Genomic DNA, 15,728 nt, shown 5'->3' on the forward strand with positions numbered 1-15,728 from the left:
GACCGAGGGGCTCCCCGAATCGGTCCCTGGTCACAGCAGGGCACCCTCACCTCTCCCCGGGCAGAATGGCGTGGTAAAGCCTTTCGGCGATTTCCGCTTTCGCCGTCCATGTGTGCTTGCGAGCCCACGACAGCGCGGCTCGTTCCATGCAATGGCGTGTCTGTCGCTCCGTGAGCACACCGCTCAGTGCCCATGCAATGCGCTGGGGCAGATCTGCAGGGTTACCGAGCGGCACGGAGATCGCACCGCCCGGCGCCGAGAAGTCACTGATGCCGTGGTGGCCGAGATGGACGACGGGAAGACCTCGGGCCCACGCTTCCAATGTCTGCGTGCTGGAGGAGTCCCGCAGGCTGGTCATCAAAAACGCATCGGCGTCGTCGCAGGCCCGAAAAACCTCTTCCCGGGGCAACAGGCCACGGAATTCCACTGATTCACTTACGCCCAGGCGGTGAGCGAGTCGTTCCAGAGGCAGTCGCAGCGGCCCGTCGCCGAGGATCACGAGGCGGGCCTCCGGAATTTCCGACCGCAGATGTGCGACCGCCCGCAGCGCCAGTTCGGGAGTCTTGCGCGGGTGCAGTCTGCCGACCCACAAGACGGTGGGCGGACGGACGGGGCGGGTCTGCTGGTCCTGCGCCGGCTCTCGGATCAGTGACTCCTGGATGCCGTCGGCCAGCATCAGATGAGTGACAGCACGGCTCAGACGGCGGGCCAGTCGCTCGGTGTCCCGGTTGGTGGCCAGGACCACCGCAGCCTTGCGCAGAGTGCTACGACACGACGGCCGACGGCTGAGGCAGCGAACCCACACCAGCGTTCGCAGCGCCTCCTGCCAGTACGCGGCGCCCATGAAGCGCCGATGACTGTGCGGTGCGGTCTGGCCGCCGCCGACGGGGCCGAACACCAACGGCGGACCCAGGCGACGCAACGCACTGCCGCCCTGCAAAGATCCGTAGGAGACGTGGTGCACAAGGTCGGCCGCATCGAGCCCGTGACTGCGGGCGTAGGCCAGAGCCCGACGCTGCCAGCCGTCATAGCACTTGACCTCCTGGGCCATGCCGCGCAGGAAGCCCGGCAGCAGCCCGGTCCACGCAGGGGCGGCCGGCGGCGGGACAACGTGCACCTTGATGCGTTCGCCCACCGCCCCCAGGTCCTCCACTCGGCGCGTGATGTGCAGCACGTTGTCGAACTCGTGGTGCGTCAGGACCTCCACCGTGTGCCCGTGTCTCGCAAGCGTTTCGGCCCAGCCCCAGCCGATGGCCGGCTCGCTGCCACGCGTTGGATCGCAGGCGAACGCGACCAGCACGATACGCAGTTTGCGTGCCGTCTTTTCAGACCCAGGGTCGGCTTCACCTACGGTCTTCGTACGCATAGAACCCCTACCTCATTCGCCGTGCCGTCCTGCCGCCAGGCATATTGCTTCGGCTGGGGTGGGAATTCATTGATGAAACGTTTCTCTCGATGCGTTTTCGTGGCCATTTTCCCCCGAACGGCTCACGAATTCCCAGTCCTGGTATACCCGCGCTGTCGTGGCTACCGGATACAGGGAACCGTGGCACCTATTCTGTGCGGGGCATTCACCGCCGAATAAATTGGATGGGGCATCTTCTGCCCTGTGAGGGGTGCACGTTGGACCTTCGTGGATATCTGAAAGTACTGGCCAGACGCTGGCCCACCATCCTGATCTGCCTTGTACTCGGTATCGGCACTGCCGAGACGGTGATCGCCCTGAGCACGCCGGTCTACGCGGCCCGCACCCAGCTTTTCGTAGCCACCCGCTCCGGTGTGGACACCGCCGAACTGAACCAGGGGCAGTCCTTCTCCCAGGCGCGTGTCCAGTCGTATGCGGCCATCGTCGCCACCCGCCAGGTGACCGAGCCCGTGGTGCGCGAGCTACGGCTGAAGTACACGCCGGAGCAACTCGCCACCCGCATCACCGCCGAGGCTCCGCTCAACACCGTGCTCATCAACATCACGGTTCGTGACACGGTTCCGGCGCGCGCGGCGCGTATCGCCGACGCCGTCGCGGAGCACTTCGCCGCTGTGGTCGAGGAGTTGGAGACGCCGAAGAAGGCCGCCGCCTCACCGAAAAAGGCATCCGGCCACCCCGCCTCGCCCGTCTCGCTCGGTGTCACCGAGCAGGCGAACGTCCCGAAGCGTCCCATGTCACCGAACAAGCTGCTCGACCTCGCGGCCGGAGTGCTCGGCGGACTGCTGCTCGCCGCCGCACTCGTCGCGCTGCGCGAGGCGCTCGACACCACGATCAAGACGAGCGACGGCCTGGCGGAGCTCACCTCGTTGCCGGTCCTCGGTTCCATCCCGTTCGACAAGGGCGCGGCACAGCGGCGGGTTGCGATGGACACCGCCAGCACCTCCGCGCGCGCCGAGGCCTTCCGCAAACTGCGCGCCAACCTGCAGTTCACCCAGGTCGACGACAGGCCGACGGTGATCGTCGTGACAAGCCCGGTGCCCGGCGAAGGAAAGACCACCACTTCCGTCAACCTGGCGCTCTCGCTCGCCGACGCGGGAATGCGGACCTGTCTGATCGACGCCGACCTGCGCCGCCCCTCCGTCGCCCCCACCTTCGGGCTGGTCGAGGCGGCCGGACTGACCACCGTGCTCATCGGCCAGGCCCGGGTCGAGGACGTGACGCAGCAGGCCGGCGGACGGCTGGCGGTGCTCACGAGCGGTCCGGTGCCTCCCAACCCGACCGAGCTGCTCTCCTGCGGCCGGATGGCCGAGGTGTTGCGGGAACTCGCCGAAAGCTACGACGTGGTCATCGTGGACAGCGCTCCTCTGCTGCCGGTCGCCGACACCATCGGCCTCGCCCCGTTCGCCGACGGCGTGCTGCTCGTCGTACGCGCCTCCAAGACCGGCCGAGACCAGATCCGCGACGCCGCCGAGTCGCTGAGCCGGACCGGCGTACGCATCCTCGGCGCCGTCTTCAGCATGTCCACCGCCTTCAAGAACAAGGGGTACGGCTACGGCTACGCGCCGGCCGAAGTGCCCCTGCCCCGTCCGCCGGCCGGCGGCGAGGAGCCCGTCGAGGCGACCCTGCGATCTCCCGCCGACGAGCAGTGAGCAGTCCTGCACCGAACGGCCTTCGGGGCCGGATGCATGGAGAAGCCCCATGAGTACCGACAGGCTCCGCCGCCACCGCGAAGAGGGCCCGGCGACTGCCTTCAAAGTGCTGTTCGTCTGCACCGGCAACCTGCATCGGTCGCCGGTGGCGGAACGGTTTCTGGGCGCAGTACTGCCGGAGCCAGATTTCAGGGTCCGCAGCGCGGGCACCGCTGCCCGGCCGGCACCGCTGGACGCCGTGACGCGCACAATCCTCGGCGAAATGGGCGGTGACGTACGGGAGTTCACGGCCCGACGGCTGGACGTCGGCCACATCGAACGGGCCGACCTGGTGCTGGGCCTGGAGCGGTGCCACCGGGAGGCTGCCGTACGGCTCTGCCCGTTGGCACTGCGCCGCTGTTTCACCCTCCGGGAGTTCGTCCGGCTCGCGGAGGGGACCAGCGCCGACACACCACGCGAGACGGTCCGGCTGGCAGCGTCCCGGCGCGGTGTGGTGGTTCCCCCGCCGGGCGAGTCCGACGGCATCGCCGACCCTTACGGCGCCTCCCCGGGTGTGCACAAGGCGCGGGCCCTGGAGGTCCGCGATGCGGTGTTGACGCTCGCCGGGATCCTGGCCCCCTGACGCCACCGCCTCAACCGAGACCCGGAGGTGGTCCGGATGACGAGGCAGCCGCTGCCGCCGCTCCCGTACACCTGGCGCGGCGGCAGCGACCGCTCCGCCGGCTGTTCACGGGGCAGCCGCTGCGCCGATTGCTCAGCGATGACAGGCAGCCGCGGGGCGCACCGTCGACCGCAGCGGTGTCACCAGGGCCTGCCGCCAGATGGTCGGGGCACGGTCGGCCTCCGGTTCGCGCAGGTGCAGCACAAGCGTGCGGCTGGACTGCCGGGGAAGCTCCAGGTCGACGGTGTACGCCGGATGGCCGCGTTCTGCGCCGGGGATCATCTCGACCGGGTGGCCGTCCAGGGTGGCCCGGGTCAGGCTCGCTCCCGTGCCGGCGTAGTACGTCACGAGCAGCCGGTTGTCGCCCGGGTGGGTCCGGTAGGGCGGGGTGTCGACCCGTTGGGTGACGTAGTGGGGGAGGCCGGAGGACGGTGCGCGGTTGGTGAGGGTCACGGTCGCGGTGACCGATCGGCCGTCGTCCGTGCAGGCACCCGGCGCCCAGATGATGCTGCGATCGAGGTAGTAGTCCAGCTTGGTGCCGGCCGCGTTGTTCACGACGAGCCCCGCGAAGGGGCCAGGAGAATCGGGGAGCGCGCCTGAGAAGGGTCGCGACTCCAGCAGCCGCTGCTCGCCCTTGTGCGCGCTCCACACCTGCAGCCGGCCTTCCCGTTGCACCTCGTGCACGGCACCCAGCAACGCGGGGATCAGGTGCGGGTCGTCGGTCGCCTGCATCAGCCGTCCGGCGGCGGCGCGGGCGGCCTCCGCGAAGTACGCCTTGCGCTGGGCGACGTCGTCGTACTTCGCATACGCGGCCCGCTCGGTGACGTCCACGGCGTTGTCGGCCGTCAGCGAGGTGCCGTCGGGCAGCCGGGCGGGGCCGGCAGCGCGCAGCAGCAGGCCGAGCGCACCGGGGTCGATGGCGATCGCGCCGTCGAGGCGCTGACCGCTGTGACTGTGCCAGTCCGCGGTCCAGATGCGGGCCGCATACGGAAAATGGGGACTCATGTTGGAGTTGGCCCACAGACTCTGGGGTCCGTTGTTGCCGTATTGGGCTCTGAACTCGGCTCCGAGGTCGATGTCCGCGTGGCTGCCGTCCATCTCGATGTTGTTGCCGAAGTGCTCGAAGGACAGGCGGCCACGGTCGGCCCGCAGTACGGCGAAGGCCCCTGGGAGGCCTCCGGTGCCCCGGGCCTCGGCCGTGTTCTGGAAAGCGAGGATGTAGCGCCGTTGCCCATGCGACCCGAGCATGGACGGCACCACACGGGCCGCGACGGCGACGTCTCGGGTCTGTGGGACGAGGCGGTCCAGCCGATCCGTCAGCTGCGCTTCGGCGCGGTCGGCGGCCGGCAGCCACGTGGACTCGGGGAGGTGGTGGACATCGTCCCGTACCTCGGCCGCGATGTGCGCGGCCCGGGTGAACGCGGACGCCTGGCCCTCCAGCTCGGTGAGAACGTGCGGGATGCCGCCCGCGCGAGCGCCAGCCGAGAAGCGGGGGACGGCCCGCACGAGCGGCGGCAGCACATCGCCGGCCAGTCTGTCCGATGCCGCTGCGATGCCGCGCACGGTCTCCAGGGGGCTGCCGGCGAAGGGTAGGTGGGCGGCGGTGTACCAGGCCGGTCCGGTGGTCAGGCTGTGTGCTTTCGCCGCGTGTTCGGCTGCGGAACGCACCAGTCGCTCCGGCTTGGATTCTGCCGGGGCCCCCGCGGCAACGGCCTCGGTGGGATGGGACCCGGCCGAGGCCGCGACCGATTCCCGCAGCGCGTTGAGGTCGGCCTGGGCGGCGAGGAGTTCGCGGTGGGCGAGCACGCCGGTGCCACCGATCCAGGCGGCCGCCGCCGCTGGAACAGCGGCGGCGGCAAGCAGCACGCTCCTGGCCACAGGGCCGTGAACGCGTCGGCGTACCCCGCGGACGTCCCGGGCAGACCCGGGACGCCGCAGAGGGAAGGACAGACGTGCTTTGGGCACCGTCATGAGTTGTTGCGACGACGCATGACCAGCATGGTGCCGGCACCCGCCGCGACCAGAGCGGCCGCAACACCACCCAGCACGATTTCCTTGGTGTGGTCGTCGGAACCGGTGTCCGCGAGGTGGCCGTGGCCCTGGTCATGGCCCTGGTCATGGCCATGCTCGTGGTCGTGAGGGTGGTGCGGCTTCGGTGGGTAGGGCGGGTAGGGGGTGTGCGACGGTTGTGGGGGGTAGGGCGTGTGCGACGGATGCGCGGGATACGGGTTGGTCTGGGCGTGGGCGGCAGCAACGCCTGCCAGGGGTGCTGCGAACAGCGCAGCAGCCACGGCGGCCGACCCCACAACAGATCGCCATCTCGGCGATGTCGTCATCTCTTCCACTCTCCTCGACTTGATTAGGCCCGTGCGGCGAGGGCAGCGCTCAGGACCCGGATAGTGGAATGAATAGGACATTGCGGTCGTAAATAACATCATCTAGCGCATTAATCACCGGATGGTGTAGCGGCATCAGGACGCAGCCGCAGCCGCAGCCGCGCCGCCCGGAAGCGTCGGCGTGCCGCGTAGGGCCGGTTACTTCACCGGCACGATCGCGGGAAGTCCTGTGCGTTGCGGGCAGTGAGCCTTTTCCGTCCTCAGCTTGAGCTGGCCAGATGGAGGGTGGGGACGGCTTGGGCGAGGCTGGTGATTTGGGTTGTCGAGCAGCGGAGCTTGCGGAGGATCCGCCAGGACTGGCGGAGGATCCGCCAGGACTTGAGGGTGGCGATGGCCTGTTCGACCTGGGCCCGGACCTTTGCCTGGGATCGGTTGACGGCCTGGTGATCGGCGGAGAGGCGGTCCCACCGGCCGGGGTGCGGGAGGCGGACCGTGCTGCCTGCGCACTGGTAGCCCTTGTCCGCCCAGCAGGTGATGCCGGTCTCGGCGAGAGCGTCGATGATGCCGTGCTCGCGGGGTGAACCTACGTATTCGATTACGTAGTTCTACTGGCCCCTCCGGAAGGCAGCGTTGGGAGACTCGCCCCATGAGCTTCCTGGCGGGGCCGTGGTGTCACGCCGGGGAGCTTGCTGCCTCCCTGCTGGGCAACCGTCGCCGGCGGTCCGACGGGGAGCGAACGCTGTCCAGTCAATAGAGCCCAGCTGAACGTTGGAGAGTCCTCCGTTGGTTTCCAAGATTCGTGTCCTTCTGGGCATGCTCGTGCTCCTGGCGCTGGCCATCGGCGCCATCGCCCTGCTCGCGGCCATGAAAGCCGGTGCCGTCTGGTTCACGATCGTTCCTCTCGGCATCCTCTTTGTCGGCGCGTCCGTCGTCCGGTCGCTCGGATGGTTCGACAAGAAGGCCGGTGGCTGACCGGGCGGCTCGCAGGTGAGGGTGGATGGTCTCCGAGTGGATGACCACGCGGTGGCTGGATCTTGAATCGTGTGGGGAGCGCGGGGGCGTGGGGAGTGAGAGCGCGGTTTCCGTTGGCTGGATGAGCTCGGGGGAAGAATGATCACGCGCGTGTAGCGTCCCTGCCACGAGTGATGACTGGCGGATGGACCGGATCGGAAGCGCACTGCGAGGAGAGAATCCCGCCGTGCTCAGGCGTCTCGAATCGGCTTTCGCGGTGATCGGAGACGTTCAGTTCCTGCCGGGCTATTCAGTGCTCCTGGCGGATGACGCGAGTGTGCAGCGGCTGTCGGACCTGCCGAGGGCGAGGCGATGGGCGTTCTTGTCCGACATGGATCAGCTGGGCGAAGCAGTCGAGCGCGCGTGCAGGCGGTTGGATCCGGCATTCCGGCGGGTGAACCTGGAGATTCTCGGGAATTCCGATGGCTTTCTGCATGCGCACGTGTGGCCGCGGTTTGAGTGGGAGCCGGCGGAACTCGTGGGTAGGCCGTTGTGGCCGTATCCGCGCGAGAGGTGGAGCGACGAGCGGTTCGCGCTCAGTCCGCAGCACGATGTGCTGCGGGAGGCGATCGGCGAGGAACTGGACCAGTTGCAGTTGCGCGCTAACGGAGCGGTGCGGATCAGGTGTCGGCGGTGAGCTGTGCGGGCCTGTGCTTGGTTTGCCGCCGCGGCGCCTCCGCCAGGTCATCGATGTCCTCGGCGGTGCGGCCCGGGCTGGTGGCGGGCCGGGGGAGTGGTCGAGCAGGCCGTTCTCGCCGTGCGCGCGCCAGCGGGCGTACCACTGGCCGGGCGGCGGCGCGATGGTCCGGCCTCGGCAGCAACGTGCGTGATCGGCCGGCCGGCGTCGATCCGCAGGCACGACCGCAGACGTCGCTCGGGGGTCAGCGATGCGTTCCGGTGCCCCCTGCTGTTGGCGCTCCTGACTCGGCGGACGCGTTCATCGGAGCCCTGGGATCTCTGGGCTCCCGCGTGAGTGACTGTGCCTGGCGTCAGCGTGCGAACTTTTCGATGGCCGCCGGGGTGGCGGGGGTGAAGAAGTTGACAAGGTTGCCGTCGGGGTCGCGGAACAGCAGCGACCGATTGCCCCAGGGCATCGTGGTGGGTTCGTTGACGAAGTCGGTGACGAAGCCGGTCAGGTTCTCGTGAAGGCGGTCCACGTCGTCGACGCGGAACTCGGTGATCACGCTGTGATTGTCCGCCGGGCGGGCAGAGCCCGGGGCGAACAGCGGGACGGTGCGGGTGCCGGCGATCGCAAGGGTGGCGCCCGCGGTCTTGAGTTCGGCGAAGTCCTCGGTGGCCCACGTCGCCTGCACTCCTGTGGCTCGCTCGTAGAACTCGACGAGGCGCGCGACGTCGCTGGTGATGATGCGGATCGAGACGAAGTCCATGGGAATCTCCTTGGCTGCGGGGAGGCGTGCACGTCGCAGGCTAGAAGAAATAGTGGACAGAATCGGTCCTGTATTCACGTTAGGCTGCGGACATGCCTCGACCCACCGGCCGCGTGCTGACACTGCTGGAGCTGCTGCAGTCGGGCGGCACCCGGACGGCGGCCGAACTCGCCGACCGGCTCGGCGTTGAGGGGCGCACCGTGCGGCGGTATGTGGATCATCTGATCGACCTTGACGTGCCCGTGGAGTCGGTGCGTGGCCGCTACGGCGGGTACCGACTCGCCCCCGGGTACCGTTTGCCCCCGCTCATGCTCAGCGATGACGAGGCGCTGGCCGTGCTGCTCGGCTTGGTCGCCGGCCGCCGAGCAGGGTTGACGACGGCGGAGCGCACGGCGAGCGAGACGGTATCGGCGAAGATCCGGCGGGTGCTGCCCAAGCATGTCGCCCGCCGGCTCGCCACACTCCTGGAAGCTCTCGCCTTCACGGATCAGCCCGGCGAGTTCGCCACCCCGGACGCTGGGGTCTTGCTCACCATCGCCGATGCGGTGCGCCACCGCCGACCGGTCTCGATCCGTTACACCGACCGCGACGGCCGGCGCAGCGAACGCACGCTGCACGCGTACGGGATCATCGCCCATTCAGGCCGGTGGTACGTCACGGGCACGGACCCCGAGATCGGCGAGGCCCGAACCTTCCGGCTCGATCGCATCGCAGACGCGAGGACCCTGCCCGGCTCATTCGAGGCGCCCGTGGGTCCCGGTCCGGCACAGCGCGTGTTGTCAGGGTTCGCCACGGCTGAGTACCGGCATGAGGTGACCTTGCGGATCCACGGGACCGTTGAGCAGATCCGCGCGCACCTTCCCGCCAGCGTCGCGAGCCTGGAGGAGCACGCGCCCACGGCAGGCAAGGACCGGGCGACCGAGCGCTGGGTGCGCGTCGAACTACGGGCGGAGCGGCTTGACTGGTTGCCTCCGGTACTCGCCTCACTCGACCGGCCGTTCGTCATCGAGCGCCCCGATGAACTGCGCGACCTCGTCATCTCGCTAGCCGATCGCCTCGCGTCCTACGCCCGCCAGGCCTGACAGCGAGGAACCAATGTCATGAGATGGCACACCTGGCCTTCAGTCCGCCTGCCGTGCCCGCTGCGGGTACGCACGCAGGTTGTCCTGCATGCGGCACACGGACGTTCCCACGCGCGTATCGCTCAGTTATTCGATGTTGACTCCGTGGGCGCGGGCGAGTGCGTCGAGTCCCTCTGCCCAGCCTTGGCCGAGGGCGCGGAGTTTCCAGATGGGCTGGCCGGCTTGGGTGTGCCGGTACAGCTCGGCGATGACCATGGCTTTGATGTGGGGGTCGGCGGGCGGCTCAAACGTCCACGCGTCCCCTGAGAGGCAGTTGATGTCCAGGGCGGCGTGGGTGAGGGATGCGCAGGTAAGGCCGGTGTCGACGTCCATGTTGATGGCGATGGTCAGGCGCCGTACCCGTTCGGGCAGGGCGGACAGGTGGACGGTGGCGCGTTCGACGGTGTGCGGTCCTTCCTGCTGTTTGCCCAGCAGGAGTGCGGCGCCGTCGGCGGTGGCGGGCTGGTTGTAGAAGACGAAGTCGGCGTCGCCGGCCACTCGGCCGTCGTCGGCGGTGAGGAAGAGAGTGAGGTCGGCGTCCGCGCCGGCGAAGCGGAAGGAGATGCCCAGCCCCTGCCAGGCCTCCTCGGGCAGGGGGAGGGTCTGCCCCGCCACCAGCACGGCCGCAGCGGCCGGCGGGGGCACAGGTGCAGGCGACGGCGCATTGAGGTGGGTGTGCTTCCACGCGGCGAACGGGGTGATGCGGTAGGGGGCGCCAGCCGGGGCCCCGTTGTCGGGCGGGGTGTTGGCGCCGAGGGTGCGGTCGAGGTCGGCGAGGGAGGGTTCGCCGGCGTCGGGTTCGTCCTGGGCATGGTCCAGCAGGTCCTGCAGGCCGGGCACTCGGCTCGCGTCGAGGGGTTTGATCGTGCTGGAGAGGTTGCCCGAGGCGGTGGTGGTGACGGAGCAGGCGACGTCCTGCCCGATGTCCAAGAAACGCAGCGCGTCCTCGTTCTCGCGCCAGGGGGTGGACTCGGTCGCCTGGCGTGTCCAGCGGCCGTAGGCGACGAAGCCCAGGCGCTGGGTGTCGGGCAGGCGCGTGATGACGGCGAGGTCGATGGCGGTGATGCCGGGGGCGGTGGCGAAGCCCTCTTTGAGCGTGGCGACGAGGTGGGAGCCCAGGGAGGTCAGCCACCACAGGATCCGGTCGCGCCTGGTCAGGTTCTTTAGCGTCGGGCGACCGCTGGAGGTCAGGCCGGGGGTCTGGGTGGGCATCGCGTCGAGGTCCTGTTGCCGCATCAGCACGGACAGCACTGAGCCGTCCACGCCGACGGCGCAGCCGGCGGCCGGATTGTCGGAGAAGGCGGTGTTCACGGCCTCGCAGACGGTGTCCTCGTCGTTGGCCAGCAGGGCCTGCCACCACTGCGTGGCCTCGCCGGCCATCCGGTCGTGGATCGCGTGAAGCCGCATTGTTTCTGCCGCCAGGTAGGCAGGAGCGTCCTCTTCGGCCCGCCGTTTGGCGGCGGTCCGTTCCGCACGGGCCAGCTGGCTCACACCCTGGAGGTGGAAGGTCCGGGCTTCGGCGAGCGCCCAGGGCAGACTCAAGTCCGGGGGCTGCGGGATCACGGGCAGATGCGCGGCGGGGAACGACTGCAGATGGACACTGGTCATCTGCTGCCGCAACTCGCGCAGTTGGGCGATCGCGGCATCGCGTTCGGCTTCTTGCTGGGCTCTTTCCGCCTGACGGCGTGCCCGATCCAGCTGCGTGGCCGACGGCGCGACGGCTCGGGGCCGCGGATTTCGACGGGTGCTGGTCCGCCGCCGGCCGCCGCCGAGGGAATTCGACGCATAGAACGGGCCGAGCCCGGACGAGACCCGGGCGCCGCCGCTGCCGACACTGATCCGCGCCGCACGCGGACCGACCGAGGTACGCACCCCGCGCGTCGAGACCCGCACACTCATCCCCGGAACACCCACACGGAAACCGAACCCCATGCAGCCCACCCCTTTCTCCGGGAAAAGTGTGACACCGACATCCATCCCGGGAGCCGCTGTCCGAGATATTCACCGGGGGAGCGCGCGGGCAACGCGTGGAGAGCCTGACGGGCTGCCTGGGCACGTGGCGCAAGATCGTGCGTGCAGCTCGTCGCCAGGCGGGTTTCAGTACGTCGACAGGCTGGCCTTCGAAGACTCATGGTGTCTGTCCCGCCACGGCAAGCGGAGCGCCATGGCAGGCCGTGGGCCTCTCTGGCCTCCCTGGCCGGTCGGCCGTTGTGCGTGACTTCTGAGGCGTGCGCGGACGGTGCTGGTATGGGTCCGGTGGGTTGTGTGGGTGTCTGCGCTGGGTAAAGGCCTTCCTCGGCCAGCACCCGGAGCAGAGTGTGCATTGAACCGTTGACTTATCCGGTGGGAGCAGTTCGTGGTCGGGCTGGCTCCCCGTAGTGTGCTGGAGGGTGCCGGTCGGGGTGACTCGTGAACCGTGTGCCGAACTCTGGCTCTCCCGGGATGTGTTCCTCCTCCGGCGCCCGTCCGCGGCTTGACTCAACAGAGGCGTGACCTGGGCCTTGGCCCCTTCCGAAAGCCGACGTGTCGGCCGTGGCCGTCTTGGCCAGCTCGCCTGGAGGTACCAGCCTGATCCTCCTGATTGGCGTCGACCCGCAAAACCACGCACACGGCGACGGCAACGGACCCCACTTGGGTGGGCCCGTTCCTCGGTGGGGAGATGAGACGTTGAGGGGGCGTTGCTACACGACGCGCGCGGCGCGGGCGGCGGCCATCCACGCGGGGAACTCCTGGAGCAGCCGGTCGAAGAGGAACTCGTCACCGACGGTCAGCGGAGTGCGTCCGGCGTGGAAGAAGCCGGCGTTGTCGACGACGCGGCGGGCGGGGACCGCGAGAGTGTCGAGCTTGCGCAGGAATGCGAACTCGTTGTCGGCGGGGTCACCGAAGCCGATGAACTGCCAGAACAGGGGCAGACGGGCGGCCTTGCACAGGTAGCGTTCGGCGGCAGACTTGCTGGTGGGCCCCCCGTCCGTCTGGAAGATCACCAGAGCGGGGGAGTCACTTGCGGAGTCGATGTAGTGGTCGATGACCTCGTCCATCGCCCAGTGGTAGTTCGTGCGTCCCATGTGCCCGAGGTTCTCGTGCAACTTGTTGATGCGGCCGCGGTGCCCGCCGAGCATGAGATCGGTGGATCCGTCGACGTCGGTGGAGAAGAAGACCACCGGAACGGTGCCGTCGTCGTCGAAGTGGGCAGACAGTGTCAGTACCTGCTCGGCAAGGTGCTGCATGGTGCCGTCCGCGTAGTAGGGCCGCATGGACCCTGAGCGGTCCAGCACCAGGTATACGGCGGCGCGTACTCCCTCCAGCCCGTGGTTGCGGATGCTGGCGCCTGCTGACTTGTAGAGGCTGACCAGGTCGGGGGCACGTTCTTGCACCTTGGACAGGCTGATTGCAGAGGTGCCCGCACTGCCATTGATCTCGATCACCCCTCCAGGATGTTCTGAAGTCGCCGGTCAGTTCCTGGGTTTGCCGAGTTTTCTTCCGCGGCACGTCCTGTTGTTGCGTGGCGACGTGGGGACCTGCCTGGCATGGAAGGACGAGGGGAGCGGGCACCAGGTGCAGTGCGGCATCCCGGCTGATCCTTGCTGTCAGAGGTCTGTGGTCACTGAACACCCGGTCCGAGCCCGACCCAGAGGTCGTCGCTCTCATGGATGACGTAGATCGGATCGGTCTTGGCCTTCCAGTCAAGTGGAACTACGTAGTAGCGACCGTTGCGTTCGATGAGGAGCCGGAGTCCCGTATAGCGGTACGGCAGACGTAGGTCCTTACGGCGCAGTGTCTCCTCTTGGACCCCGGGTGGGGGCAGGCTCAAGGGCCGGGAGCTGAGGAGTATGACGCTGGGCCAGCTTTGGACATGACTGGCGCGGGCCTTGGCGTCGCCTTCCCCAAGCTGTAAAGCGGTCTGTGTGAGTGCCCAGAACGTGCAGACAGCGGCGGCGAAGAAGAGCACTCCTGGACGGCGTGCGCCCTCTGGGCGGCGGCCATGTGGGATCTGGCTCAGCAGGAAGCCGACTGCAAGGGTGACAGGAGCGGCCCACTCGTACGGCTGGATCTGGGACCAGAAAATGAGCAGCACCAGTCCGGCTGCCACGACCACCGGGTAGTAGCGCGCCACCGACGCGAGGGCCGTGGAAATGTGAGCACGCTGCCCGGACCATGGACGACCCGTGGAATGCCGGACACCAGTCGTCGCGACCAGGATGACGACGGCAGCCACCAGAACCGGAGACCGCACCAGCTTCAGGCTCTGCAGCACCAGCGGGGCGAAACCGAAGTCGAGGGAGTAGACGGAGATGTGGAAGTAGCCGAAGTACTGGCTGCTGTACATGGCTCCCAGATAGAACATGAGCGCGGCGATGACGGATGCCTGCGCGATCACGGTCTTGAGGAGAGCGGTCTGGTTTGCCGCTCGACCCTCGACGCCTGTCTGCTCATAGGCCGGCCGCGGGCCCTCCGCGGACTCACTCACGTGCTGTCAGGGGGAGTGACTTCGGGGGCGTCGGGAGTAGTCCGGGGAGTGGCCGACGGGGCGAGGCTGACATCGCCGTCGTGGCCGCAGCCGGTGCACGTTGGGGGAGGCGACGGCGAGGGGACAAGGGTGGTGTCGGATGGGGATGACGAGGTGGGCGTCGGTGACGGGACCGAGCCGGTGCCGGACGTGTGCGGTGACGACTCCGGAGCCGTGGCGGAGCTACTGGTCTGCGGCTCGGGATGGGAGGAGCGGCATCCAACGATGACGGAAAGGGACGAGACGGCGAGCATGCCGACAACGACCATTCGTCCTACCCTGCCCGACATGCGCCCTCCTTCGCCGCGTGCGAGCGTAACGCCGTCCAGACAGCCGCACGGGCGACCCGCGGACGGAGCCGGGCAACGTCATCCGAGCGGCGCACACGCGAACTCATCCATAGCGGGAGCATCCCAGCCGCTCCGGGCCTGCCTCACGGCGCAGGCCTGACAGGTCCGTTGCGTCAACTCCTGTATCAACTCTGCGCCGGCGCTGCCTTGATCGCCCCGGCAGTCAGGACACCGGAACCGGCGGTACGGACAGATCCGCCCCCGTGCTCCCGGCCCCCTGCACGCGATACCGGCCGCCGCCGATCGGCACGGACCGCTCCCGCATCACCGCGGCAACGGCATCAGGCCAGCGCGTTCGCTCCGACCACGTCACGTTCACCAGGTCAGCGTCGTCCAGGATCGCGCCGTCCAGGTGTGCGGCACTCAGGTCCGCGCCGCGCAGAACAGCACCACGAAGCACCGCGCCGGTCAGGTCCGTGCCGGTCAGATTCGCACCGTCCAGGGTCGCGCCACTCAAGACGGCACCGCTCAGGACCGCGCGGGGCAGGTCCGCTCGGGTTAGGTACGCGCCGTTCAGGTTCGCGCCATTGAGGCGCGCGGCGCTCAACTCCACGGCACGAAGATCTGCGCGGGCTAGATTCGCGCGGGTCAGGTCCGCAGCGATCAGGTACGCGCCACGCAGGTCCGCGCGGGTCAGGTCGGCAGCGATCAGGCGTGCGCCACGCAGGTCCGCACCGCGCAGGACAACGCCGCGCAGGTCCGCACCCGTCAGGTCCACGCCTCTCAGATACTGGTTGGTGAGGTTCGCGGTGCGCAGGTCCGCGCCGGTCAGGGGACGGTGCTGAGCGCCGCCGGCCAGGAGCACCCGGGTCCACCAGTTGGAGGCCTGAATGCGCAGCGCGGGGCGGGGAGGGCGGACCGCCGCGGCGAGGCGGCCAAGCAGGGTGTCAGGGCGCGTCTTCACGGACCTCACCCTCCTCGGGTACGGGCGGAAGCGACGATGCTGCGGCTGCCCGACGGCCCTGCGCCGGCGTGGATGAGGGCCGCGGTCCGACCTCCACACCGGAGAGGATGCCGCGGATCGTGGCTGGGGCACCAATGCCGAAGATGAGGGCCGGCCATGGCCCACTGATCTGATCATGCGCAGCGGTGGCCACAACGGATCCCAGCACGAGCCCGGCGGCCAGCACGAAAAGCCGCGGCCACAGCTCGCCCTCCTTACGCCACGGCCAGGTGTACCCGGCCGACACCACGGCCGCAGACAAGGACAGCACCGAGGCCGCTCCTCCGCCGGCCAAACCCCACAGCGCCGCCTGCCACCACGTCATCCCCAGACGAT

Annotated in this window: 14 protein-coding genes and 1 pseudogene; 5 read left to right on the forward strand and 10 right to left on the reverse strand. The window is 68.8% G+C overall.

What is annotated here, in order from left to right; genetic code table 11:
- Positions 1 to 46: 46 nt before the first annotated feature.
- Positions 47 to 1,366: a glycosyltransferase family 4 protein gene (locus OG870_RS46755; RefSeq protein ID WP_266928034.1), complete on the reverse strand. Its 1,320-nt coding sequence runs from the start codon at positions 1,364 to 1,366 to the stop codon at positions 47 to 49.
- Positions 1,367 to 1,623: 257 nt separating this feature from the next.
- On the opposite strand from OG870_RS46755, the gene OG870_RS46760 reads away from it, so the two are divergent.
- Together OG870_RS46760 and OG870_RS46765 are read left to right on the forward strand one after the other, a co-directional pair.
- On the forward strand, positions 1,624 to 3,075 hold the full coding sequence (locus OG870_RS46760) for a polysaccharide biosynthesis tyrosine autokinase (protein WP_266588197.1): 1,452 nt from the start codon (positions 1,624 to 1,626) through the stop codon (positions 3,073 to 3,075).
- A gap of 49 nt (positions 3,076 to 3,124) precedes the next feature.
- A complete protein-coding gene (locus OG870_RS46765; RefSeq protein ID WP_266528460.1) occupies positions 3,125 to 3,697 on the forward strand; it encodes an arsenate reductase/protein-tyrosine-phosphatase family protein in 573 nt (190 codons plus the stop codon).
- A gap of 132 nt (positions 3,698 to 3,829) precedes the next feature.
- Here the strand turns inward: OG870_RS46765 and OG870_RS46770 are convergent, their stop codons facing one another.
- The 3 genes and pseudogenes from OG870_RS46770 to OG870_RS46780 form a co-directional block, all read right to left on the reverse strand.
- Positions 3,830 to 5,602: a DUF4012 domain-containing protein gene (locus tag OG870_RS46770; protein WP_266528463.1), complete on the reverse strand. Its 1,773-nt coding sequence runs from the start codon at positions 5,600 to 5,602 to the stop codon at positions 3,830 to 3,832.
- Between the two features lie 101 nt (positions 5,603 to 5,703).
- Positions 5,704 to 6,072, reverse strand: a complete 369-nt coding sequence (locus tag OG870_RS46775) for an LAETG motif-containing sortase-dependent surface protein (RefSeq protein ID WP_266528467.1) — start codon at positions 6,070 to 6,072, stop codon at positions 5,704 to 5,706.
- 260 nt (positions 6,073 to 6,332) lie between these two features.
- Positions 6,333 to 6,659: pseudogene (locus OG870_RS46780) on the reverse strand (transposase family protein); the annotation flags it as partial.
- 226 nt (positions 6,660 to 6,885) lie between these two features.
- On the opposite strand from OG870_RS46780, the gene OG870_RS46785 reads away from it, so the two are divergent.
- Together OG870_RS46785 and OG870_RS46790 are read left to right on the forward strand one after the other, a co-directional pair.
- Positions 6,886 to 7,044 carry a hypothetical protein gene (locus OG870_RS46785; RefSeq protein WP_266528471.1) on the forward strand — a complete coding sequence of 53 codons (159 nt, stop codon included), beginning with the start codon at positions 6,886 to 6,888 and terminating at the stop codon, positions 7,042 to 7,044.
- Positions 7,045 to 7,228: 184 nt separating this feature from the next.
- Positions 7,229 to 7,720: an HIT family protein gene (locus OG870_RS46790; RefSeq protein ID WP_327692270.1), complete on the forward strand. Its 492-nt coding sequence runs from the start codon at positions 7,229 to 7,231 to the stop codon at positions 7,718 to 7,720.
- Positions 7,721 to 8,072: 352 nt separating this feature from the next.
- Here OG870_RS46790 and OG870_RS46795 read toward each other — a convergent pair whose 3' ends face one another.
- Positions 8,073 to 8,471, reverse strand: coding sequence for a VOC family protein (locus tag OG870_RS46795; RefSeq protein ID WP_266588201.1), 399 nt, complete (start codon positions 8,469 to 8,471; stop codon positions 8,073 to 8,075).
- A gap of 92 nt (positions 8,472 to 8,563) precedes the next feature.
- Here OG870_RS46795 and OG870_RS46800 point away from each other — a divergent pair, with 92 nt between their 5' ends.
- A complete protein-coding gene (locus OG870_RS46800; RefSeq protein ID WP_327692271.1) occupies positions 8,564 to 9,553 on the forward strand; it encodes a helix-turn-helix transcriptional regulator in 990 nt (329 codons plus the stop codon).
- A gap of 126 nt (positions 9,554 to 9,679) precedes the next feature.
- On the opposite strand, the gene OG870_RS46805 is transcribed toward OG870_RS46800, so the two are convergent.
- The 5 genes from OG870_RS46805 to OG870_RS46825 all read right to left on the reverse strand — a co-directional run bounded on the left by OG870_RS46805 (position 9,680) and on the right by OG870_RS46825 (position 15,717).
- A complete protein-coding gene (locus OG870_RS46805) occupies positions 9,680 to 11,491 on the reverse strand; it encodes a TerD family protein (RefSeq protein WP_266588203.1) in 1,812 nt (603 codons plus the stop codon).
- A 782-nt stretch (positions 11,492 to 12,273) separates the two neighbouring features.
- Positions 12,274 to 13,017, reverse strand: a complete 744-nt coding sequence (locus tag OG870_RS46810; protein ID WP_266528486.1) for a VWA domain-containing protein — start codon at positions 13,015 to 13,017, stop codon at positions 12,274 to 12,276.
- 176 nt (positions 13,018 to 13,193) lie between these two features.
- On the reverse strand, positions 13,194 to 13,970 hold the full coding sequence (locus tag OG870_RS46815) for a hypothetical protein (protein ID WP_266528489.1): 777 nt from the start codon (positions 13,968 to 13,970) through the stop codon (positions 13,194 to 13,196).
- 642 nt (positions 13,971 to 14,612) lie between these two features.
- Complete coding sequence (locus tag OG870_RS46820; protein ID WP_266528492.1) at positions 14,613 to 15,353, reverse strand: pentapeptide repeat-containing protein; 741 nt, start codon at positions 15,351 to 15,353, stop codon at positions 14,613 to 14,615.
- A complete protein-coding gene (locus tag OG870_RS46825) occupies positions 15,337 to 15,717 on the reverse strand; it encodes a hypothetical protein (RefSeq protein ID WP_327692272.1) in 381 nt (126 codons plus the stop codon). The genes OG870_RS46820 and OG870_RS46825 overlap by 17 nt, the downstream gene beginning before the upstream one ends.
- Between the last annotated feature and the right edge of the window lie 11 nt (positions 15,718 to 15,728).

Source organism: Streptomyces sp. NBC_00461 (assembly GCF_036013935.1).
Taxonomy (GTDB): Bacteria; Actinomycetota; Actinomycetes; order Streptomycetales; family Streptomycetaceae; genus Streptomyces.

Excerpts from the sequence above, each read along its gene's own strand:
- OG870_RS46785 (WP_266528471.1), top strand. The coding sequence starts at position 6,886 with ATGCTCGTGCTCCTGGCGCTGGCCATCGGCGCCATCGCCCTGCTCGCG.
- OG870_RS46765 (WP_266528460.1), top strand. The coding sequence starts at position 3,125 with ATGAGTACCGACAGGCTCCGCCGCCACCGCGAAGAGGGCCCGGCGACT.
- OG870_RS46790 (WP_327692270.1), top strand. The coding sequence starts at position 7,229 with ATGGACCGGATCGGAAGCGCACTGCGAGGAGAGAATCCCGCCGTGCTC.
- OG870_RS46805 (WP_266588203.1), bottom strand. The coding sequence starts at position 11,491 with ATGAGTGTGCGGGTCTCGACGCGCGGGGTGCGTACCTCGGTCGGTCCG.
- OG870_RS46800 (WP_327692271.1), top strand. The coding sequence starts at position 8,564 with ATGCCTCGACCCACCGGCCGCGTGCTGACACTGCTGGAGCTGCTGCAG.
- OG870_RS46795 (WP_266588201.1), bottom strand. The coding sequence starts at position 8,471 with ATGGACTTCGTCTCGATCCGCATCATCACCAGCGACGTCGCGCGCCTC.
- OG870_RS46775 (WP_266528467.1), bottom strand. The coding sequence starts at position 6,072 with ATGACGACATCGCCGAGATGGCGATCTGTTGTGGGGTCGGCCGCCGTG.
- OG870_RS46825 (WP_327692272.1), bottom strand. The coding sequence starts at position 15,717 with ATGACGTGGTGGCAGGCGGCGCTGTGGGGTTTGGCCGGCGGAGGAGCG.
- OG870_RS46755 (WP_266928034.1), bottom strand. The coding sequence starts at position 1,366 with ATGCGTACGAAGACCGTAGGTGAAGCCGACCCTGGGTCTGAAAAGACG.